Source organism: Pseudomonas sp. S49 (genome assembly GCF_009866785.1).
Taxonomy (GTDB): Bacteria; Pseudomonadota; Gammaproteobacteria; order Pseudomonadales; family Pseudomonadaceae; genus Aquipseudomonas.
Genome location: NZ_CP019432.1, coordinates 1,559,901 through 1,580,444, shown reverse-complemented (window position 1 = coordinate 1,580,444; position 20,544 = coordinate 1,559,901). Strand labels below are relative to the sequence as shown.

Annotated in this window: 22 protein-coding genes; 8 read left to right on the top strand and 14 right to left on the bottom strand. The window is 60.6% G+C overall.

The genetic code is table 11. From position 1 onward, the window contains the following. Positions 1-12 precede the first annotated feature (12 nt). Positions 13-894, top strand: a complete 882-nt coding sequence (locus tag PspS49_RS06935; RefSeq protein ID WP_160038621.1) for a dihydrodipicolinate synthase family protein — start codon at positions 13-15, stop codon at positions 892-894. Positions 895-1,038: 144 nt separating this feature from the next. Here PspS49_RS06935 and PspS49_RS06930 read toward each other — a convergent pair whose 3' ends face one another. From PspS49_RS06930 to PspS49_RS06920, 3 genes are all read right to left on the bottom strand, one after another. Continuing rightward, the gene (locus tag PspS49_RS06930; RefSeq protein WP_102900217.1) at positions 1,039-1,383 is read right to left on the bottom strand and encodes a YegP family protein; all 345 of its coding nucleotides are present in this window, start codon (positions 1,381-1,383) and stop codon (positions 1,039-1,041) included. 183 nt (positions 1,384-1,566) lie between these two features. Further along, positions 1,567-1,872, bottom strand: coding sequence for a ribbon-helix-helix domain-containing protein (locus PspS49_RS06925; RefSeq protein ID WP_160038619.1), 306 nt, complete (start codon positions 1,870-1,872; stop codon positions 1,567-1,569). 13 nt (positions 1,873-1,885) lie between these two features. Then, on the bottom strand, positions 1,886-2,467 hold the full coding sequence (locus tag PspS49_RS06920) for a DJ-1/PfpI family protein (protein WP_095049176.1): 582 nt from the start codon (positions 2,465-2,467) through the stop codon (positions 1,886-1,888). A gap of 279 nt (positions 2,468-2,746) precedes the next feature. On the opposite strand from PspS49_RS06920, the gene PspS49_RS06915 reads away from it, so the two are divergent. Further along, positions 2,747-3,652 (top strand): DMT family transporter, encoded by a 906-nt coding sequence (locus tag PspS49_RS06915; RefSeq protein WP_160038617.1) that lies wholly within the window; start codon positions 2,747-2,749, stop codon positions 3,650-3,652. Between the two features lie 66 nt (positions 3,653-3,718). On the opposite strand, the gene PspS49_RS06910 is transcribed toward PspS49_RS06915, so the two are convergent. The 4 genes from PspS49_RS06910 to PspS49_RS06895 all read right to left on the bottom strand — a co-directional run bounded on the left by PspS49_RS06910 (position 3,719) and on the right by PspS49_RS06895 (position 7,279). Next, complete coding sequence (locus PspS49_RS06910; RefSeq protein ID WP_160038615.1) at positions 3,719-4,936, bottom strand: SAM-dependent methyltransferase; 1,218 nt, start codon at positions 4,934-4,936, stop codon at positions 3,719-3,721. Positions 4,937-5,250: 314 nt separating this feature from the next. Continuing rightward, positions 5,251-5,868 (bottom strand): membrane protein, encoded by a 618-nt coding sequence (locus PspS49_RS06905; protein ID WP_007916305.1) that lies wholly within the window; start codon positions 5,866-5,868, stop codon positions 5,251-5,253. A 33-nt stretch (positions 5,869-5,901) separates the two neighbouring features. Next, positions 5,902-6,657 carry a TPM domain-containing protein gene (locus PspS49_RS06900; RefSeq protein WP_160038613.1) on the bottom strand — a complete coding sequence of 252 codons (756 nt, stop codon included), beginning with the start codon at positions 6,655-6,657 and terminating at the stop codon, positions 5,902-5,904. Between the two features lie 13 nt (positions 6,658-6,670). Next, on the bottom strand, positions 6,671-7,279 hold the full coding sequence (locus PspS49_RS06895) for a LemA family protein (RefSeq protein ID WP_095119162.1): 609 nt from the start codon (positions 7,277-7,279) through the stop codon (positions 6,671-6,673). A gap of 261 nt (positions 7,280-7,540) precedes the next feature. Between PspS49_RS06895 and bglX the strand changes: the two genes are divergently transcribed. After that, complete coding sequence (gene bglX, locus PspS49_RS06890; protein WP_160038611.1) at positions 7,541-9,832, top strand: beta-glucosidase BglX; 2,292 nt, start codon at positions 7,541-7,543, stop codon at positions 9,830-9,832. 140 nt (positions 9,833-9,972) lie between these two features. On the opposite strand, the gene PspS49_RS06885 is transcribed toward bglX, so the two are convergent. From PspS49_RS06885 to PspS49_RS06865, 5 genes are all read right to left on the bottom strand, one after another. Next, positions 9,973-11,130, bottom strand: a complete 1,158-nt coding sequence (locus PspS49_RS06885) for a phosphatidylserine/phosphatidylglycerophosphate/cardiolipin synthase family protein (RefSeq protein ID WP_127926144.1) — start codon at positions 11,128-11,130, stop codon at positions 9,973-9,975. 1 nt (position 11,131) lies between these two features. Next, on the bottom strand, positions 11,132-11,722 hold the full coding sequence (locus PspS49_RS06880; protein WP_150775313.1) for a YceI family protein: 591 nt from the start codon (positions 11,720-11,722) through the stop codon (positions 11,132-11,134). A gap of 143 nt (positions 11,723-11,865) precedes the next feature. Further along, positions 11,866-12,162, bottom strand: a complete 297-nt coding sequence (locus PspS49_RS06875; RefSeq protein WP_127926142.1) for an amidase — start codon at positions 12,160-12,162, stop codon at positions 11,866-11,868. Next, entirely contained in the window at positions 12,159-13,232 is a 1,074-nt protein-coding gene (locus PspS49_RS06870; protein ID WP_160038609.1) for a serine hydrolase, read from the bottom strand. The genes PspS49_RS06875 and PspS49_RS06870 overlap by 4 nt, the downstream gene beginning before the upstream one ends. A 167-nt stretch (positions 13,233-13,399) precedes the next feature. Continuing rightward, positions 13,400-14,278, bottom strand: coding sequence for an acyl-CoA dehydrogenase family protein (locus PspS49_RS06865; protein ID WP_160038607.1), 879 nt, complete (start codon positions 14,276-14,278; stop codon positions 13,400-13,402). 153 nt (positions 14,279-14,431) lie between these two features. Between PspS49_RS06865 and olsB the strand changes: the two genes are divergently transcribed. Both olsB and PspS49_RS06855 read left to right on the top strand, forming a co-directional pair. Next, positions 14,432-15,187: an L-ornithine N(alpha)-acyltransferase gene (gene olsB, locus PspS49_RS06860; protein WP_016982801.1), complete on the top strand. Its 756-nt coding sequence runs from the start codon at positions 14,432-14,434 to the stop codon at positions 15,185-15,187. Further along, complete coding sequence (locus tag PspS49_RS06855) at positions 15,187-15,981, top strand: lysophospholipid acyltransferase family protein (RefSeq protein ID WP_127926139.1); 795 nt, start codon at positions 15,187-15,189, stop codon at positions 15,979-15,981. Before olsB ends, PspS49_RS06855 begins: the two co-directional genes overlap by 1 nt. A 103-nt stretch (positions 15,982-16,084) precedes the next feature. On the opposite strand, the gene PspS49_RS06850 is transcribed toward PspS49_RS06855, so the two are convergent. Next, the gene (locus PspS49_RS06850; RefSeq protein ID WP_160038605.1) at positions 16,085-16,669 is read right to left on the bottom strand and encodes an ACP phosphodiesterase; all 585 of its coding nucleotides are present in this window, start codon (positions 16,667-16,669) and stop codon (positions 16,085-16,087) included. Between the two features lie 170 nt (positions 16,670-16,839). Here PspS49_RS06850 and PspS49_RS06845 point away from each other — a divergent pair, with 170 nt between their 5' ends. From PspS49_RS06845 to PspS49_RS06835, 3 genes are read left to right on the top strand one after another with little or no spacing between them, the layout of a single operon-like run. Next, complete coding sequence (locus PspS49_RS06845; RefSeq protein ID WP_007917068.1) at positions 16,840-17,142, top strand: metalloregulator ArsR/SmtB family transcription factor; 303 nt, start codon at positions 16,840-16,842, stop codon at positions 17,140-17,142. A gap of 34 nt (positions 17,143-17,176) precedes the next feature. Next, on the top strand, positions 17,177-18,343 hold the full coding sequence (locus PspS49_RS06840) for an MFS transporter (protein ID WP_160038603.1): 1,167 nt from the start codon (positions 17,177-17,179) through the stop codon (positions 18,341-18,343). 28 nt (positions 18,344-18,371) lie between these two features. Beyond that, positions 18,372-19,421, top strand: a complete 1,050-nt coding sequence (locus PspS49_RS06835; RefSeq protein ID WP_127926136.1) for an alkene reductase — start codon at positions 18,372-18,374, stop codon at positions 19,419-19,421. A 386-nt stretch (positions 19,422-19,807) separates the two neighbouring features. Here PspS49_RS06835 and emhR read toward each other — a convergent pair whose 3' ends face one another. Further along, positions 19,808-20,440 carry an efflux system transcriptional repressor EmhR gene (emhR, locus tag PspS49_RS06830; RefSeq protein WP_007917080.1) on the bottom strand — a complete coding sequence of 211 codons (633 nt, stop codon included), beginning with the start codon at positions 20,438-20,440 and terminating at the stop codon, positions 19,808-19,810. Positions 20,441-20,544 lie beyond the last annotated feature (104 nt).

The window sequence follows — 20,544 nt, the reverse complement described above, 5'->3', positions numbered from 1 at the left end:
GGAGAGATTCCCATGTCCACTATTCACGGCATCATCGGCTACACCATCACCCCGTTCGGCGCCAACGGCGAAGGGTTGGACCTGCCAGCGCTCGGGCAATCGATCGATCGCCTGATCGACAGCGGCGTCCACGCCATCGCGCCGCTGGGCAGCACCGGCGAAGGCGCTTACCTGAGCGATGCGGAGTGGGATCAGGTCGCCGAGTTCAGCATCAAGCACGTCGCCAAACGTGTGCCGACGATCGTCAGCGTGTCCGACCTGACCACCGCCAAAGCCGTACGCCGCGCGCGTTTCGCCGAAGCCCATGGTGCCGACGTGGTGATGGTGCTGCCGGCTTCGTACTGGAAACTCACCGAGGCGGAAATCCTCGCGCACTACCGCGCCATCGGCGAGAGCATCGGCGTGCCAATCATGCTCTACAACAACCCGGCCACCAGCGGCACCGACATGTCGGTGGATTTGATTCTACGCATCGTCAATGGCGTGGAAAACGTGACCATGGTCAAGGAGAGCACCGGCGATATTCAGCGCATGCACAAGCTGCTATTGCTCGGTGAAGGTCAGGTGCCGTTTTACAACGGCTGCAATCCGCTGGCGCTGGAAGCGTTCGCTGCCGGGGCGAAAGGCTGGTGCACGGCGGCGCCCAATTTGATCCCGCAGTTGAATCTGGATCTTTATGACGCAGCCATGGCCGGCGATCTGGATCGGGCGCGGGATCTGTTCTATCGCCAGTTGCCGCTGCTGGATTTCATACTCAAGGGTGGGTTGCCGGCGACGATCAAGGCCGGGTTGCGACAGACCGGGCTGGAGGTGGGCGATCCACGCTTGCCGGTCTTCCCGTTGAGTGAGGCGGGCCAGACTCAGCTGCAAATGATCCTCAAGACCGTGCGCTGATCTCCCGGTAAAACGCAAAACCCAATGTGGGAGCGAGCCTGCTCGCGAAGACGGTGTATCAGTCGATGATGATGTTGACTGATACACCGCTTTCGCGAGCAGGCTCGCTCCCACAGTGGATTTGCAATGGATTTGAAAGTGAGGTCAGAGCACCGGCAAGGTCTTGTCCTTGATCACCTTGCTCGGCCCGTTCGCCTTGACGCTGGCAATGCCTTTATCGCACGCCGCATCCGATGAATACGCCTCGCTGCTGCCGATGACCTGATGATTGGCCGCTTTCAGATTGAAGTACGGATGACCGTCCTTCGTCGACTTCTTCTCGTAGCGCTCATCGAGCGGGCTGTTGGTTTGCACCGCCGCGATGCCGCCGTCGGCCGCTGCGCGAGTGGTGTACAGCTCGCTGGTCAGAATCGTTTCGGCATTCGCCGCTTTCAGCACGAACCTGAACTGGCCGTTGCTGCTTTTACTGATTTCGTACCATCCGGACATGCTCGTTGCTCCTTGGCGATTGAGAGACTTCGCGCTTCAGAGTAAAGACCAGTCCTGATTATCTGTCGCCTGTACCGGCCCCTTCGCGAGCAGGCTCGCTCCCACATTTGAGCGCATACCCGTTGGAGAACGCGGTCGAAAGTGGGAGCGAGCCTGCTCGCGAATGAGGCAACTCGGTGCCGGCTATTTCACCACCGCCCGCACCACCGACAACTGCGGCGCACTCACCCGCCGCTGACTCAAATAGCGCGTACAACTCACCCGCAGGAACGAGGCAAAGTTCACTACCTCCCCGCGATAATCCATCACCTCTTCATACAGCTTGGCGATCAACTGGTTGGTGGTCATGCCATCGACTTCGGCGATTTCGCTGAGGATGTCCCAGAACTGATTCTCCAGACGCAACGTCGTCACCACCCCGCAGATGCGCAGCGAGCGCGAGCGTGACTCGTAGAGAATCGGGTCGGCCTTGACGTAGAGCTCGCACATCGGCGATTCCTCGTTACAGAGTGATTTTAGTACCGAGCAAGCCAAGGAAACCGGCCAGCCAGTTCGGATGCGCCGGCCACGCCGGTGCAGTGGCCAGATTGCCTTGAACGTGGCCGTCCGTCACCGGAATGTCGATGTACGTGCCACCCGCCAGTCGCACTTCCGGCGCACAGGCCGGATAGGCGCTGCATTCGCGACCTTCAAGCACGCCCGCCGCTGCCAGCAATTGTGCGCCGTGGCAAACGGCGGCAATCGGTTTGCCGGCCTTGTCGAAGGCACGCACCAGGTCGAGGACTTTTTCGTTGAGGCGCAGGTATTCCGGGGCACGGCCACCGGGGATCAGCAGTGCGTCGTAATCGGCCTCGCTGACCTTGGCGAAATCGAAGTTGAGGGCAAACAGGTGACCGGGTTTTTCGCTGTAGGTCTGATCGCCTTCGAAATCATGGATCGCGGTGCGTACGGTTTTACCGGCTGCCTTGTCCGGGCACACGGCATGAACGGTGTGACCAACCATTTGCAGGGCCTGGAACGGCACCATCACTTCGTAATCTTCGACGTAATCGCCGACCAGCATCAGAATCTTTTTCGCGGCCATGGGGAGGACTCCTCTGGGGGAATGCTTGGGAGTATTCAAGGTAGACCTTATCCGGAGGCTCGGGTAACAACCGGCTACTACCTGAGACCGTGTCATCGTTCTTCGCGAGCAGGCTCGCTCCCACAGGAAGAATGCATTCCAAATGTGGGAGCGAGCCTGCTCGCGAAGAGGCCCTGAAACTGTACGCCTAAGTCCGTGCCTAGCTGTAACACCCCGAAATTCGCGGATTATGGCTAGATGAGGACACCTTCCAATTCCCTACGATTCTGGTCTCCCATCATGTCCTCGCGCGAAAACACCGGCATGGCCCTCGGCCTGCTCGGCGTGGTGATCTTCAGCCTCACCCTGCCCTTCACCCGCATCGTGGTGCAGGAACTGCATCCACTGCTTAACGGTTTGGGTCGCGCGTTGTTCGCGGCAATTCCGGCGGCGCTGCTTCTGTTATGGCGCCGCGAGAAGTGGCCAACGTGGCCGCAGGTCAAAGGCCTGAGCCTGGTGATCGCCGGGGTGATTCTGGGGTTTCCGGTGTTGTCGGCGTGGGCCATGCAAACCTTGCCGGCGTCTCACGGTGCGCTGGTCAACGGCCTGCAACCGCTGTGCGTGGCGCTGTATGCCGCGTGGTTGTCCCACGAACGTCCGTTGAAAGCCTTCTGGGCCTGCGCGGCGCTGGGCAGTGCGCTGGTGCTCGGTTATGCGTTGTATACCGGGGCCGGCAGCATTCAGGCGGGTGATTTGCTGATGCTCGGCGCGATTGCCGTCGGTGGACTGGGTTACGCCGAGGGCGGGCGGTTGGCCAAGGAGATGGGCGGCTGGCAGGTGATCTGCTGGGCGCTGGTGCTGTCGACGCCGCTGTTGATCGGGCCAGTGTTGTATCTGGCGCTGCAACATCAGGGTGCGGTGTCGGCCAAGGCCTGGTGGGCGTTTGGTTATGTGGCGCTGTTTTCGCAGTTTCTCGGCTTCTTTGCCTGGTACGCCGGGTTGGCCATGGGCGGCATTGCCCGGGTCAGTCAGATCCAGTTGCTGCAGATCTTCTTCACCATCGCGTTTTCGGCGCTGTTCTTTGGTGAACATGTCGAGCCGATTACTTGGGTGTTTGCGTGTGGCGTGATTGCAACGGTCATGCTCGGCCGCAAGACTGCGGTGAAATCAAATGTGGGAGCGAGCTTGCTCGCGAAGGCGGACTGACAGTCAACGATGATGTTGGCTGTTATGGCCCCTTCGCGAGCAAGCTCGCTCCCACAGGTTTTTGTGTCAGGCCAGGTAGCCGTCAGCGCGCAGGAGGGTTTCCAGGCAGTGCTCGCTGATGTTGTAGAAGTCTTTCAACTCCTGAATCTTCACCAACAACTGCGCCGGGTCCACCGGCTCGGCGCGTTTCACCGCCAGAATCATCTTGTTTTTGTTGGTGTGATCCAGCGAGATGAACTCGAAGACCTTGGTCTCGTAACCGCAGGCCTCAAGGAACAGCGCACGCAAACTGTCGGTGACCATTTCTGCCTGCTGCCCCAGATGCAAACCGTATTGCAACATCGGTTTGAGCAGCGCCGGGCTCTGGATCTGCAAGCGAATCTGTTTATGGCAGCACGGCGAGCACATGATGATCGACGCGCCCGAACGGATGCCGGTGTGGATCGCGTAGTCGGTGGCGATGTCGCAGGCATGCAGGGCGATCATCACGTCCAGCTCGCTCGGCGCCACGCTGCGCACGTCACCGCACTTGAACACCAGGCCCGGATGATCGAGCTTCGCCGCCGCAGCGTTGCACAGGTTGACCATTTCCTCACGCAACTCGACACCCGTGACTTCGCCCTCGGCGTTCAAGGTGTTGCGCAGGTAATCGTGAATCGCGAACGTCAGGTAACCCTTGCCCGAACCGAAATCCGCCACCCGCACCGGTTTGTCCAGCGCCAGCGGCGACGAGGTCAGGGCGTGGCTGAACACTTCGATGAACTTGTTGATCTGCTTCCACTTGCGCGACATCGCCGGGATCAGTTCGTGCTGGGTGTTGGTCACGCCCAAGTCCTTGAGGAACGGCCGGCTCAGTTCGAGATAACGATTTTTCTCACGGTTGTGTTCCGCGGACGGCGCTTCGCGCAATTGCTGAGGTTTGCTCTTGAACAGCGAAGACTTGCCCTTTTTGCTGTATTCGAGCTGGGCTTCGTCAGTCACCGCGAGTAAATGCGCATTTTTGAACGAGGCCGGCAACAGCGCGGCAATCGTCGCCACACCGTCAACCAAGGGCAGGTTTTTGGTGATGTCACGGGTTTTGTAGCGATAGACGAACGACAGATTCGGCTGCGCCTTGACCGTCACCGCTTTGATGATGACCCGCTGCAGATCCGCTTCGTCACCGACGTACTTGGCCAGCACCAGTTTGATGAAACCGTTCTGTTCGAGGCTGGTTTGCAGCAGCTCGATGAACTGGGCGTGGTGATCGGGCGTAGGCTTGATGGACGGGGCAGTAACGGACATGGAAAAGCGGCCTCGGACGGGCGAAATCGGGAATGGCGGGTATTTTAGGGGGGATGGGGGTTGGGGACACGCTCTTATTTACCGAACGGTTCTTTAAAAGCGGCCCTCACCCTAGCCCTCTCCCAGAGGTAGAGGGGACTGACCGTGGGATATTGACGAGATACACCGACTTGAACGATCTGCGTTGAATCCAATAATCGATGCCGATTTCCAGGTCGATGTCGAGCGCCAGACACTTCGGTCTGCTCCCTCTCCCTCCGGGAGAGGGCTGGGGTGAGGGGATGGCCCTCAAGCCGAGTGAGAAAATCTGCAAACTACCCCAAAACCACAAGACGATTCGGCAACTCATTCCTCACCTGCGTCACCGGCACATGCACCTTGAGCAATTCCCCACACGCCTCGATACACGTGACAAACCCCTCAAGCGTGCGCCCCTGCCGCACCTGCTCGGTAAACGCCGCAACAATCGCATCCCAACTCTTATTATCGAGCCGTTTGGAAATCCCCTCATCCACCAGAATCTCCACATACCGCTCCGCCTCGCAAACAAAAATCAGCATGCCGGTGCTGCCCACCGTGTGGTGCAGGTTCTGCTCGAGAAACTGCCGGCGCGCCAGGTTGGATGCGCGCCAATGCCGCACGCGGCGCGGGATCAGATGGGTAGTGATTTTCGGCAAACGAAACAGCAGGCACAGCACGATGAACGCGCCCCACTGCACCAGCAGCAGACTGCGCAGGGTCAGCCACCCGGTCAGGTAGTGCACGACGCCCGGCACCACCAGTGCCAAAAGGCTCGCCCACAACAGCGGGATGTACGCGTAGTCATCGGCGCGGGCGGCCAGCACCGTCACCAGTTCGGCGTCGGTGTCGCGCTCGACCCGGGCGATCGCCTCGGCGACTTTGCGTTGTTCGTGTTCAGTCAGTAATGCCATGTTGAAAAGTGCCTGCTCATTATTCTTCTGATCTCACCAGCCGCCGGACGAACCGCCGCCGCCGAAACTGCCCCCGCCGCCGCTGAAGCCCCCGCCTCCACCACCGCCGCCAAAGCCGCCGCCACCGCCAAAGCCGCCCCCTCCTCCGGAGCCGCCACGGCCAGCGGGCAGGATACCGAGCATCTGGCAGACAAACACCGTCAAGATGAACAACATCACTAAAAACACGAACAGTGCCGGGTGCCGCGAGATGAAATCGTCGGCCGGATCACCGCTGGACTCATACACCGTCGACGGTTCATCCAGCGGATTGCCACCGAGCACCACCAGCATCGCCGCGACGCCATCGCTGATGCCTTTGCTGAAATTGCCGGTCTTGAAGGCTGGGGTTATGACTTGATGGATGATCACCGAAGTCTGCGCGTCAGTCAGTCGGTCTTCCAGGCCATAACCGACTTCGATGCGCAGTTTGCGCTCGTCACGGGCGACGATCAGCAGTGCCCCGTTGTTCTTGTCCTTCTGGCCGATGCCCCAGTGCCGGCCGAGCTGAACGCCGAAATCTTCGATGGTGGTGCCTTGCAGATCCGGCACCGTGACCACGACCAATTGCTCGCCGGTCGCCTGCTCGTGGGCCTGCAACTGTTGGCCCAGTTGCGCGCGCACCGACGGGTCGATCATCTGCGCTTCGTCCACCACCCGGCCGCTCAACGCCGGGAACGTCAACTCGGCCTGGGCGCTGACGGCGAACAGCCACAGCATCAGCACCAGGCCCATTTTCAACACGCGCATGGACAACCTCGAATCAGAATTTCACTTCCGGGGCCTTTTCCGCGCCGGGCGTGGTGGCTTCGAAGGTTTCGCGGATCGGCAGGTCGCTGTACATCACGCTGTGCCAGAGGCGACCGGGAAAGGTGCGGATTTCGGTGTTGTATTTCTGCACCGCCAGAATGAAATCGCGGCGCGCCACGGCGATACGGTTTTCCGTGCCCTCGAGTTGCGATTGCAGGGCGAGGAAGTTCTGGTTGGCCTTCAGATCCGGGTAGCGCTCGGAGACCACCATCAAGCGGCTCAACGCGCCGGTCAGTTGATCCTGCGCCTGCTGGAACTGCTTGAGCTTCTCGGGGTTGTCGAGGGTGCTGGCATCGACCTGGATCGAGGTCGCCTTGGCCCGCGCCTCAATCACTGCGGTCAGCGTTTCCTGCTCGTGAGCCGCATAGCCTTTCACCGTTTCCACCAGATTGGGGATCAGGTCAGCGCGGCGCTGGTACTGGTTCTGCACCTGGCCCCACGCGGCTTTGGCCTGTTCGTCGAGGGTCGGGATATTGTTGATGCCGCACGCGGTCAACAACGTGGCCAGCACCAGCAGCGTGGCGACCTGCAAACGCGAGCGATTGGTTGGGCTTACATTCATCGCAGTGATGCTCCTTGGCACATTTCATTATAAAAACCGAGCGCGAAACATTCTTGGCGGGCTCTTGGGGCATAATCGGCCGCGTCGCTGGATTACGACGGGCCAATGGGCTAAAAAGTGCCCTGCGCGTTCACGCTGCCGAGTGTCGGCTGTCGTTTTTGGCTCGGTGTTTTCGAGCCTGCACCCGAACAACAATAGTCGCTCCCTAAATTTTGGCTGGCCGGCGTTACCTCGCCGTTTGGGCCCTTGAGAAAAATATTCATGAAGAAGCTGTGTTTGCTGGGTCTGTTCGTCAGCCTGGCCAGTCATCAAGTATTGGCCGCCACGACCCCGGTACCCCTGGAAAACAAGGACGCGTTCATCACGAATCTGATGAGCCAAATGACCCTCGATGAAAAGATCGGCCAGTTGCGCCTGATCAGCATCGGCCCGGAAATGCCACGTGAGCTGATCCGCAAAGAGATCGCTGCCGGCAACATCGGCGGCACGTTCAACTCGATCACCCGCCCGGAAAACCGGCCGATGCAGGACGCGGCCATGCGCAGCCGCCTGAAGATTCCGATGTTTTTCGCGTACGACGTGATCCACGGTCACCGTACGATTTTCCCGATTCCGCTGGCCCTCGCCTCGAGCTGGGACATGGACGCTATCGGCCAGTCCGGGCGCGTTGCCGCCAAAGAAGCCGCTGCCGACAGCCTCGACATCACCTTCGCGCCGATGGTCGACATCTCTCGCGACCCGCGCTGGGGCCGCAGCTCCGAAGGTTTCGGTGAAGACACCTACCTGACCTCGCGCATTGCCGGCGTCATGGTGCGCGCCTATCAGGGCGCCACCCCGAGCGCGGCTGACAGCATCATGGCCAGCGTCAAGCACTTCGCCCTGTACGGCGCGGTCGAGGGCGGTCGCGACTACAACACCGTCGACATGAGTCCGGTGAAGATGTACCAGGATTACCTGCCACCGTACCGCGCCGCGATCGATGCCGGCGCCGGTGGTGTGATGGTCGCGCTGAACTCGATCAACGGCATTCCGGCCACGGCCAACACCTGGCTGATGAACGATCTGCTGCGCCGCGACTGGGGCTTCAAAGGACTGGCGGTCAGTGACCACGGTGCAATTTTCGAGCTGATCAAGCACGGCGTCGCCCGCGACGGTCGTGAAGCGGCGAAGCTGGCGATCAAGGCCGGTATCGACATGAGCATGAACGACACCCTGTACGGCAAAGAGCTGCCGGGGCTGCTCAAGTCCGGTGAGATCGAGCAGAAAGACATCGACAACGCCGTGCGTGAAGTGCTCGCGGCCAAGTACGACATGGGCCTGTTCAAGGACCCGTACCTGCGCATCGGCAAGGCTGAAGATGATCCGGCCGACACCTACGCCGAGAGCCGTCTGCACCGTGCCGAGGCCCGTGAAGTCGCGCGCCGCAGTCTGGTGCTGCTGAAGAACCAGAACGAAACCCTGCCGCTGAAGAAAGACGCAAAAGTCGCGCTGGTCGGCCCGCTGGCCAAAGCGCCGATCGACATGATGGGCAGTTGGGCTGCCGCCGGGCGCCCTGCGCAATCGGTCACGCTGTTCGACGGCATGAGCTCGGTGATCGGCGACAAGGCGAACCTGATCTACGCCCGTGGCGCCAACATCACCAGCGACAAGAAGGTCCTCGACTACCTGAACTTCCTCAACTTCGATGCGCCGGAAGTGGTCGATGACCCGCGCCCGGCCAACGTGCTGATCGACGAAGCAGTGAAAGCTGCCAAGGACGCTGACGTGATCGTTGCAGCGGTAGGTGAATCCCGTGGCATGTCCCACGAGTCCTCCAGCCGCACCGACCTGAACATCCCGGAAACCCAGCGCGAGCTGATCCGCGCACTGAAAGCCACCGGCAAACCGCTGGTGCTGGTGCTGATGAACGGCCGCCCACTGACCATTCTCGAAGAGAACCAGTCGGCTGACGCGATTCTGGAAACCTGGTTCAGCGGCACCGAGGGCGGCAACGCCATCGCCGACGTGCTGTTCGGCGACTACAACCCGTCGGGCAAACTACCGGTGACCTTCCCGCGCTCCGTGGGCCAGATCCCGACCTACTACAACCACCTGAGCATTGGCCGGCCGTTCACGCCGGGCAAACCGGGCAACTACACCTCGCAGTATTTCGATGACACCACCGGGCCGCTGTTCCCGTTCGGTTACGGCCTGAGCTACACCAACTTCGCCCTGAGCGACATGGCGCTGTCGTCAACCACCCTCAACGCCACTGGCAAGCTCGACGCCAGCGTCATGGTGAAAAACACCGGCAAGCGTGACGGCGAAACCGTGGTGCAGTTGTACATCCAGGACGTCACCGGTTCGATGATCCGCCCGGTGAAAGAACTGAAGAACTTCCAGAAAATCATGCTCAAGGCCGGCGAACAGAAAGTCGTGCACTTCACCATCACCGAGGATGACCTGAAGTTCTACAACGCCCAGCTCAAGTACGCGGCAGAGCCTGGCAAGTTCAACGTGCAGATCGGCCTGGATTCCCAGAACGTGACGCAGCAGAGCTTTGAATTGCTGTAACCGCAAGCACACCGCAAAACCCTGCCTGATCGTTCCCACGCTCCGCGTGGGAATGCCTCAAGGGACGCTCCGCGTCCAGTGACGCGGAGCGTCACGGGCTGCATTCCCACGCAGAGCGTGGGAACGATCAACGTGAGCGACTAGCCGCGGCGGTCGAGAATATTGACCACCACCCGATCCACCCAGCCCCACACCCGCTGCTTGACCCGTCGCCACAACGGCCGGCGCTGCCACTCCTCCAGACTCACCTGCTGGCTCAGCCCGAAGTCCTTCACAAAACTCGCCTCTACCGCTGCCGTCAACGACGGGTCCAGCGCCTCCAGATTCGCCTCCAGATTGAAGCGCAGGTTCCAGTGATCGAAGTTGCACGAACCGATGCTCACCCAATCGTCCACCAGCACCATTTTCAAATGCAGGAAGCACGGCTGGTATTCGAAGATTTGCACCCCGGCCTTGAGCAGTCGCGGGTAATAACGATGCCCGGCGTAGCGCACTGACGGGTGATCGGTGCGCGGCCCGGTCAGCAGCAACCGCACATCAACACCGCGCGCGGCAGCCTTGCGCAGGGAGCGGCGGATTTTCCACGTTGGCAGGAAGTACGGCGTGGCCATCCAGATGCGTTTTTGCCCACTGTTCAAGGCGCGGAACAGCGACTGCAGAATGTCGCGGTGCTGGCGGGCGTCGGCATACGCCACGCGGCCCATGCCCTCGCCCTTGTCCGGCACTCGAGGCAAACGCGGCAGACCGAAATGCGCGGCCGGGCGCCAGGCGCGGCGATAACGGTTGGCAATCCACTGACGATCAAAGAGCAATTGCCAGTCGATCACCAACGGCCCGCGGATCTCGACCATCACTTCGTGCCATTCGCTGCTGTCATGGCCCGGCGTCCAGAACTCATCGGTGACACCGGTGCCACCGACCACCGCCAGACATTGATCGACCAGCAGCAATTTGCGGTGATCCCGATAGAAGTTGCCGACCCAGCGCCGCCAGTTCAGCCGATTGTAGAAACGCAGTTCAACCCCGGACTGGATCAGGCGCTGACGCAGATTGAGGGTGAAGGCGAGGCTGCCGTAATCGTCGAACAGACAACGCACACGCACACCGCGCTCGGCGGCCAGCACCAGCGCTTGCACGATGGTTTCGGCACAGGCGCCAGCCTCGACCAGATACAACTCCAGTTCGATCTGCTCCTGCGCGCCAGCAATCTGCTCGAGCATGCGCGGAAAGAATTGCGGACCGTCGATCAGCAGTTCGAACCGGTTGCCGTCCCGCCACGGGAACACCGCGCCGCGCATGTCAGCGCGCCGTGAAGATCAGCACCGCACCCACCGGCACCGACAGACTGATGGCCGACAGACCGGCGAGCTTGCGCAGGCTTTCCAGCCCTGGCAGCAGATCGAAATCCTCGGCGTTGATCACCAGCGGCTCCAGCGTCACCACCTGAAAGCGGCGATCATCAAGGCGCGTTGCCAAGAGTTCGGCCGGGTATTCATGTTGCTTGCCGTGCAGGTTGACGGTCAGCGGCAGACGCAATTCCAGTTGCGCACCGGGGGCCAGATCGTTGATCGGGCGCAGGTCGATCTGGGTGGTGATGGTCGCTTCGGGGAATTGCTCGATCTGGAACAGCTCCTTGCGCATGCGCTCGTCGCGCAGCGGGATGCCGCTGTTGATCGAGTCCAGCTCGACTTCGACTTCGGCGCGACCGTTAGGGTCGACCTTACCGTGCAGCACCAGAAAGCGCTGCACTTCGGAAACATTGGCGTTCTTCGTGCTGACGAACGACAGCCGCGACGACTCGCCGTCCAGATACCAATTGGCCTGCGCCGGCAGCGTGACGGCAGCGAGCAGCAGGCTGGACAGGGTTGCACACAGGGAGCGGTTGAACATTGAACACTCGTGGGGCCGATAAACCTGCACGAACCTTAACCGCCCCCAAAGTTATTGCAACATCAAGATCAAAAGATCGCAGCCTTCGGCAGCTCCTACAGGGTGGACCCGATCCTGTAGGAGCTGCCGAAGGCTGCGATCTTTTAAGGCTGTAAACGACAGCCTTGGCGTTCGCTCAACCACTGGGCGCGATTGCTGCGGCCCATGCCGCTGACGGTGATGGTTTTGCTGGCAGGGTCATCGGTGAACTGGCTGGTCGGCAGCCATTGTTTGACATAGCCACGGCAATACTCGGCACCGTTGTTCATCACATACCGGCACGAACAATATTCCTTGGCGGTGTAAGCGCTGATGATGTCCGGGAAAGCCCACAGATTTTCGCGCTCGTAGACAACCCAGCCGAGCAGCAGAACAAGCAGTAACAGCAAAAAGCGCTTCATGGCCGCACCGCCTTCAGCACGTGTTTGAGCAATTCGTTGTGGCGGTAGCTGCCGTCGCGGTCATCGCCATATCGCACGATCACCAGTTTCTCGCTGGGGATCACGTACAGCGCCTGGCCCCAATGACCAAGCGCGGCGAAGGTGTCCGGCGGTGCGTCGGGCCACGGTGACGCGGCGCCATCGGCCGGACGATTGAGCCACCAGTGGCCGCCGGGCACCGCTTCGTCCTGATGAGCCTTGTAACCGGCGAAGGGTTCAAGGTTGAACGCGACCCAATCCTTGGGCAGCAATTGGCGATCATTCCAGCGCCCGTCGCGGGCCATCAACAGACCGACGCGCGCCAGATCCCGGGCTGTCAGATAAGCGTAAGACGACGCGACAAACGTGCCGCTGGCATCGGTTTCCCACACGGCGTGACGGATGCACAACGGCTCGAACAAAGCCGTCCACGGATAATCCGAATAACGCTGCGACCCGACGATGGTTTTCAACGCCGCCGCGAGCAGGTTGCTGTCGCCGCTGGAATAGCGGAACGCCTGCCCGGGAGCGGCGTAGCTGTCGTGGTTAGCGGTGAACGCAGCCATATCGTGATGACCACGGGTGTAAAGCATCGCCACCACCGAGGACCTCAGCGGGGCATATTCGTAGTCTTCCTGCCAATCGATACCGGAGGCCCAGTGCAGCAGATCGGCGATTTTTATCTCCGGGTATTTTGCCAGTAGCGGGTAGAACTTTGCGGCGGGATCTTCGAGTTTGAACAGGCCTTCGCCGTACGCCACGCCGAGGACGGTGGCCATCAGGCTTTTACTGATCGACCAGGTCAGGTGCGGGGTTTGCTCGGTGGTCGGGCCGGCGTAGCGTTCGTAGAGGATCTGACCGTCGCGGATGATCAGCAGGGCATCGGTGCGGATGCCTTGGCGGGTTGCGTCGTCGCGAGGTGGGAAGGCGTAATTCTCCAGAACTCCTGTATCGGTAATCGTCGTGCCAGTTGGCCATTGTTCGCCGGGCCACTGTTCGGCTTGAACGGTGAAGCAGATCAGCAGCAGAAACAGGGGCAGGCCTTTGCACATGGTGAGGGCTCTTGGGGAGAACCTGCTGAGACTAGTCGGGGTTGATGACAGATGTGTGGTGATTTTGAGGGCGCCTTCGCGAGCAGGCTCGCTCCCACATTTTGAACGCATTTCAATTGAAGAAACGCGGTCCCCTGTGGGAGCGAGCCTGCTCGCGAAGGGGCCAGTCAATTCACCATCAAAGCCTTGGTCAACCGCTTGGCCCGAGCCCCCGCCGCCAACTGCATCACGCCTTGATCGCGCTGCCACATCTGCGCCCACTCTGCCGGCCCGTCAGCCAACGCCTGACTCACCTCCCCCTCCAGCGCCTCAAACTGCGCAAACAACCCACCCAGCAACACATGCCCGGCCGGATTGTTCGGCGGTTGCCGACTCGCCTCCGCGCACCCGGCCAACAGCGCCAGCAAACGCAATTGCAGCGCTTGCGGCCAGTCGCTGTCCTGTCCGACGCCATACAGCCACGCGGTCATCGCGCTCAGCACATAGACATCTTCCAGCGTGCGAAACGGTTTGACGTAAGCATCCCAACCATCACCGGCGAGCAACTCGCACAACGCCCCGTCAAGCTGCAACCGGCCATGACTGATGTCCGGCATCAACGGCAGCGCCGGCAGTTTTTCCACGGTCACGCCGGGCTCGCCGGGATACACCACGGCCAGACTCAGACGCGGACTTTCACCGGGCTCTTCACTGCGAGCAGCGATCAACAGCCAATCCGCCGCATCGCCGGCGGTGACGAAATCCTTGCGCCCACTCAGGCGTAAATCGGTGAGCCGCGTCTGCATGTCCGCCGGACGCAAACTGCGCTGTTCGGTCGCACACAAAGCGCCCAGGCTCAGCGGCGCACTCGGCCACAACATGCGCAAAGCCGCTTGATAACCGAGCAGAAACGCCAGCCCCGGCGTTGCCATTCGCCGCCCGCCCGCGACCGCCAATTCGAACGGCGTGACGTTGCCCAGTTGCTGCAACAACGTCGCAAAACCCTCGGCCAGGTCAGCAACGGCGGGCAATCGGTCACGGCTGTGCAGCAGATCTGGCCAGGGCATAAGAGGCTCCTTGTGGGCTGTCATATAAGCATCACCAAACTTTCATGGCGATGACACCGGGGCTACATAGCCTGACTTTGCACAACACGGCTGCATAAAGAAAGTCGATCGGCTGCAACCCACGACGGGTTAAAGGCCCGTACGGAGATTCACATGACTCAGATCGCCCGCATCAGCGACACCGGCAATGAACGCCGCCTGCAAGCCGAACGCCTGATCGGCGCCGAGGCGTTGCAGCAAGCCCAGGCCTTGCGCTTCAACGTCTTCAGCGGCGAGTTCAACGCCAAACTGAAAGGCGCGGAACTGGGTCTGGACATGGATGATTATGATGTTCACTGCAGCCACATCGGCGTGCGTGATTTGAACACCGGCCGTCTGGTGGCGACCACGCGTTTGCTCGATCACACCGCCGCCAGCAGCCTCGGCAAGTTCTACAGCGAAGAAGAATTCAGCCTGCACGGCCTCGCTCATCTGCAAGGGCCGATTCTGGAAATCGGCCGCACCTGCGTCGACCCGGCGTACCGCAACGGCGGCACCATCGCGGTGTTGTGGGGCGAGTTGGCCGAAGTATTGAATCAGGGCGGCTACAGCTATCTGATGGGTTGCGCGAGCATCCCGATGCAGGACGGCGGCATTCAGGCCCATGCGATCATGCAGCGCCTGCGCGAACGTTATCTGTGCACCGAAAACCTGCGCGCCGAGCCGAAAAATCCGCTGCCAACCCTGGATATTCCGTCCAACGTGATCGCCGAAATGCCGCCGCTGCTCAAGGCTTACATGCGTCTGGGCGCGAAGATCTGCGGTGAGCCGTGCTGGGACGAAGACTTCCAGGTCGCCGACGTGTTCATCCTGCTCAAACGCGACGAACTCTGCCCGCGCTACGCCAAGCACTTCAAGGCGGCTGTGTAATGAGCCGGTTGCGCGTGTACGCGCGGATCGCGCGGGTGCTGTTGGTGGTTTCGCTGGGGTTGACCATGGCCAGCGTCTTCGGCGTGTTTGAACGGATTGGCCTGGCGCATTCGATGGAGCGGCGTCAGCGCTGGTCGCGCTTCTTCATGGCGCGCCTGAGCAATGCCCTGCCCTTTCGCGTGACGGTTCACGGTGAACTGCCGAAACAGCCGATGCTGTGGGTCAGCAACCACGTTTCATGGACGGACATTCCACTGCTCGGCATGCTCACGCCGCTGTCGTTTTTGTCCAAGGCCGAGGTGCGTACCTGGCCGGTGGCCGGTTGGCTCGCGGCGAAGGCCGGCAGCCTGTTCATCCGTCGCGGTTCGGGCGACAGCCAGTTGATCCGCAAGCAGATGACCCGTCACCTGCAAACCGATCACGCCTTGCTGATGTTCCCGGAAGGCACCACCACCGATGGCCGTTCGCTGCGAACCTTTCATGGTCGCTTGCTGGCGGCGGCGATTGATTCCGAGGTGATGTTGCAACCGGTGGCGATCCGTTACCTGCGCGATGGCGAAATCGATGGGCTGGCACCGTTCATTGGTGACGATGATTTGCTGTCGCACCTGATGCGCCTGTTCAGCAACGATTGCGGCGATGTCGAAGTGCATCTGCTCAAGCCGCTTGCCTGTCAGGGTCGTGAGCGTGCAGCGCTGGCGTTTGAAGCGCAGCAGGCGGTGCAGAAGGCGTTGTTTGGCGAAGTGGCGAAACCGGCTGAACCGCGTCGTGCCGGCGAATTGATTGCCGCCTGAAACACAAATCCCCTGTAGGAGTGAGCCTGCTCGCGATAGCGGTGTGTCAGTCAATACTGATGTCGACTGACACACCGCTATCGCGAGCAGGCTCACTCCTACATTAGATTTTCTGTGTCTGAGGGTTTTGTGCGAAGTCCTGGAGTTGTGGGTAGAAGAGTCGGAAGTCTTCACTGAGCGGCTCATACAACCGCCGCAATTCCTCCATCGCCCCCGCCAGTTCCTCCGGCCGGCTCAACCGCCGCGAGATCCCGCGCAACACCTGCTCCAGCACTTCAAACTGCTGATACGAACCCAACCAGTCATTGGCCACCATGTGCGGGGCGATCCTCGCCAATCGTTCGGGCAATTGCGGCTCGCGGTTCAGCACCCTATACACATCAGCGGTGAAAACCTCTAGCGGCTGGTCGGCATACAGCTTCCAGTCCCGCGCCAGGCAATGATCGAAAAACACATCGAGCACGATCCCGGCATAACGCCGGCGCGTATCGGAAAAACGCCCTAGCGCGATGTCCACCAGCGGATGACGGTCAGTGAACACGTCAATCCGCCGATGCAGTTGAATGGCCGCTTCCACCTCCGGCGCAAACTGCCCTTGCAGCCGGCCTTTGACGAAATCGCCATACAGACTGCCGAGCAGTTGCCCGGGGCGCTGGCCACCGAGGTGTAAATGTGCGAGATAGTTCATGGGCGCAGCTTAGCACTGCGGCCCATAAGCCATACACCCACGTATCGTTATAACGCGATATACCAATTTATGCTGACGTCAGATCAAAATCATATTGGTGTATCGCGATCTAACGATTTATATTTCGCCACATCGCGATATAGCGTTGTACACATTGTGAGCACCCTGCCATGAACCTCGACCTCGACGAAATAATAAAAGCCCTGGCGCACCCAGTACGGCGAGACATCCTCAACTGGCTGAAAGACCCGAAGAACGAATTTCCGGAACAGTTGCACAACCACGAGTACGGCATCTGCGCCGGGCAGATCGATCAACGCTGCGGCCTGTCGCAGTCGACCGTTTCGGCACACCTCGCGACGTTGCAACGCGCCGGTCTGATCAGCAGCCAGAAGGCCGGGCAATGGCACTTTTTCAAACGTAACGAGGACGTGATCCAGGCGTTCCTCAGCACCCTCAGTAAAGAGCTCTGACCCTTAACGTCAGCCAGCCGACAAGGAACCCTGCATGCCCCTCTCGCTCCTCATACTCGCCTTGAGCGCCTTCGCCATCGGCACCACCGAATTCGTCATCATGGGCCTGCTGCCCGATGTGGCGGCCGACCTCGGTGTGTCGATCCCCGGCGCCGGCTGGCTGGTGACCGGTTACGCCCTCGGCGTCGCCATCGGTGCGCCGTTCATGGCAATGGCCACCGCCAGACTGCCGCGCAAAGCAGCACTGGTGGCGTTGATGGGCATTTTTATTGTCGGCAACTTGCTCTGCGCCATTGCCAGTGATTACAACGTGCTGATGTTTGCCCGCGTGATCACCGCGCTGTGCCACGGTGCGTTCTTCGGCATCGGTTCGGTGGTAGCGGCCAATCTGGTGCCGGCCAACAAGCGTGCGTCGGCGGTAGCGTTGATGTTCACCGGTCTGACCCTGGCCAACGTCCTCGGTGTACCGCTGGGCACTGCGCTGGGTCAGCAATATGGCTGGCGCTCGACATTCTGGGCGGTGACCGTTATCGGTGTGATTGCGCTGATCGGCCTGATCCGCTTCCTGCCGGCCAAGCGTGAAGAAGAAAAACTCGACATGCGCGCCGAACTCGCCGCCCTCAAAGGTGCCGGGATCTGGCTGTCGCTGAGCATGACCGCGCTGTTCGCCGCGTCCGTCTTCACCCTGTTCACCTACGTTGCCCCGCTGCTCGGCGAAGTCACCGGCGTGTCGCCCCGTGGCGTGACCTGGACACTGATGCTGATCGGCCTGGGCCTGACCGTCGGCAACATCATCGGCGGCAAACTCGCCGACAAAGGCATGGCCGCCACGCTGATCGGCGTATTCATCGCCATGGCCGTGGTCTCCACCGTGCTGACCTGGACCAGCGTCGCGCTGATCCCGACCGAAATCACCCTGTTCCTCTGGGCCACCGCGTGTTTCGCCGCCGTGCCGGCGCTGCAAGTCAACGTGGTGACCTTCGGCAAAGCCGCACCGAACCTTGTGTCGACCCTGAACATCGGCGCCTTCAACGTCGGTAACGCGCTCGGCGCTTGGGTTGGCGGTAGCGTCATCGCCCACGGCTACGGCCTGACCAGCGTACCGCTCGCAGCCGCCGCCCTGGCCGTGCTCGCCCTGCTGGTGACCCTGATTACTTTCCGTCAGAACGGCAATGCCGATCTGGCCCCGGCAACTAACTGATTACTTTCCACTTACGAGGGTTGTAGACATGGCAACTATTTTCGATCCGATCAAACTCGGCGACATCGAGCTGGCCAACCGCATCATCATGGCCCCATTGACCCGCTGCCGCGCCGACGAAGGTCGCGTGCCAAACGCGTTGATGGCCGAGTACTACGTACAGCGTGCTTCCGCTGGCCTGATCCTCAGCGAAGCCACCTCGGTGACGCCAATGGGCGTTGGCTACCCGGACACCCCGGGCATCTGGTCCAACGATCAAGTGCGCGGCTGGGCCAACGTGACCAAAGCGATTCACGCTGCCGGCGGCAAGATCTTCCTGCAACTGTGGCACGTCGGCCGGGTTTCCCACCCGTCGTACCTCAACGGCGAAGCACCGGTGGCACCGAGCGCGATCCAGCCGAAAGGTCACGTCAGCCTGGTTCGCCCACTGGCCGACTACCCGACTCCGCGTGCACTGGAAACCGCTGAAATCGCCGACATCGTCGACGCCTACCGCACCGGCGCCGAAAACGCCAAAGCGGCCGGTTTCGACGGCGTGGAAATCCACGGCGCCAACGGTTACCTGCTCGACCAGTTCCTGCAAAGCAGCACCAACCAGCGCACTGACAATTACGGTGGCTCGCTGGAAAACCGTGCGCGCCTGCTGCTGGAAGTGACTGACGCCGCGATCGAAGTCTGGGGCGCCGGCCGTGTCGGTGTGCACCTGGCACCGCGCGCTGACTCCCATGACATGGGCGACGACAACCTGGCGGAAACCTTCACTTACGTGGCTCGTGAGCTGGGCAAACGCGGCATCGCGTTCATCTGCTCCCGTGAGAAAGAAGGTGCCGACAGCCTCGGTCCACAACTGAAAGAAGCTTTCGGTGGCCCGTACATCGCCAACGAAAAATTCACCAAGGACAGCGCCAATGAATGGCTGGCCAGCGGCAAGGCTGACGCTGTGGCGTTTGGTGTGCCGTTCATTGCCAACCCGGATCTGCCGGCTCGTCTGAAGGCTGATGCGCCGCTTAATGATGCGCACCCGGAAACCTTCTACGGCAAAGGCCCGGTCGGTTATATCGACTATCCAGCGCTGTAAGAAGCAGAAACACAAAGCCCCCGACTTGTGAGAGTCGGGGGCTTTTTTGTGTTCGCCTGGAGAGTTATTGCGCGGCTGAGTACGTAGCCCCTCATCGGAACGCCGCCCGCCCAGCCCTCTCCCGAGGGAGAGGGAGCCGATCTGTGTGCGTTTCAAATCTGGAGTTCGACCTGATATTTCAGGTCGGCGTATCTCGAAAGAACACCTCGGTCGGTCCCCTCTCCCGCTGGGAGAGGGCTAGGGTGAGGGCAAGCGGCTCACACTCATTCACACAGACGACACAAATTCCCTACAAAATGCGTAGCTCGCTACGTATAAACTCCCCGCCGCAAACGTATATAAAGGCAGGCCAATTGACATAAGCTGTGCCAATTACGCATTTTGTTTCATTTGCGCAGGCTGGGGCTCAGGCGCAGCATATCCAACCCTGTATCGACCCAACGCTCGGCCTCGGCATGTAGCTCAAAGCTGTCCGGCGCCAGAAGCCATCCATACAGAAGGCCATCGATATAGCTGTGAATGCTGATGGCCGCGCGGGCAGTGTCGAGATCTTCCGGCAACTGGCCGCGATTCACCGCATTACGCAACGTCAGAGCGATGCGCTCATTGCAATCGAGACTGACGTCCCGGCGCTGCTGGCGCAAATCGCACATTTCATCGGTGAACTCGCACTTATGAAACAGAATTTCGTTGATACGCCGGGTTTTCGGGTCCAGCGCAACTTGATGAAACAAATGAATCAGCAGTTGGCGCATGCAGCCCAGCGGATCGAGCTCGTCTTCACTTTCGCTGGCTCTGGCCAGTTCATCCAGCGGCTCACGCAACGAATCGAGCATCGCCTGCACCAGATCGGCCTTGTTGCTGAAATGCCAGTAAATGGCACCGCGCGTGACGCCGGCCAGGGCCGCGATATCCGCCAGGGTCGTGCGCGCAACGCCCCTTTCATAAAAGGCTTTCTCTGCCGCTTCCAGAATCTGGCTACGGGTCTCCTGAGCTTCCTCTTTGGTACGACGGACCATGGCAGTAAAACCTCAAACAGGATGTTTCAGGGATGGCTGAATATCCGCTGAATAAAGAGGGGGCGATCTCTCATGAATCGGCTCCCCAGCCTACAATTTCAAAC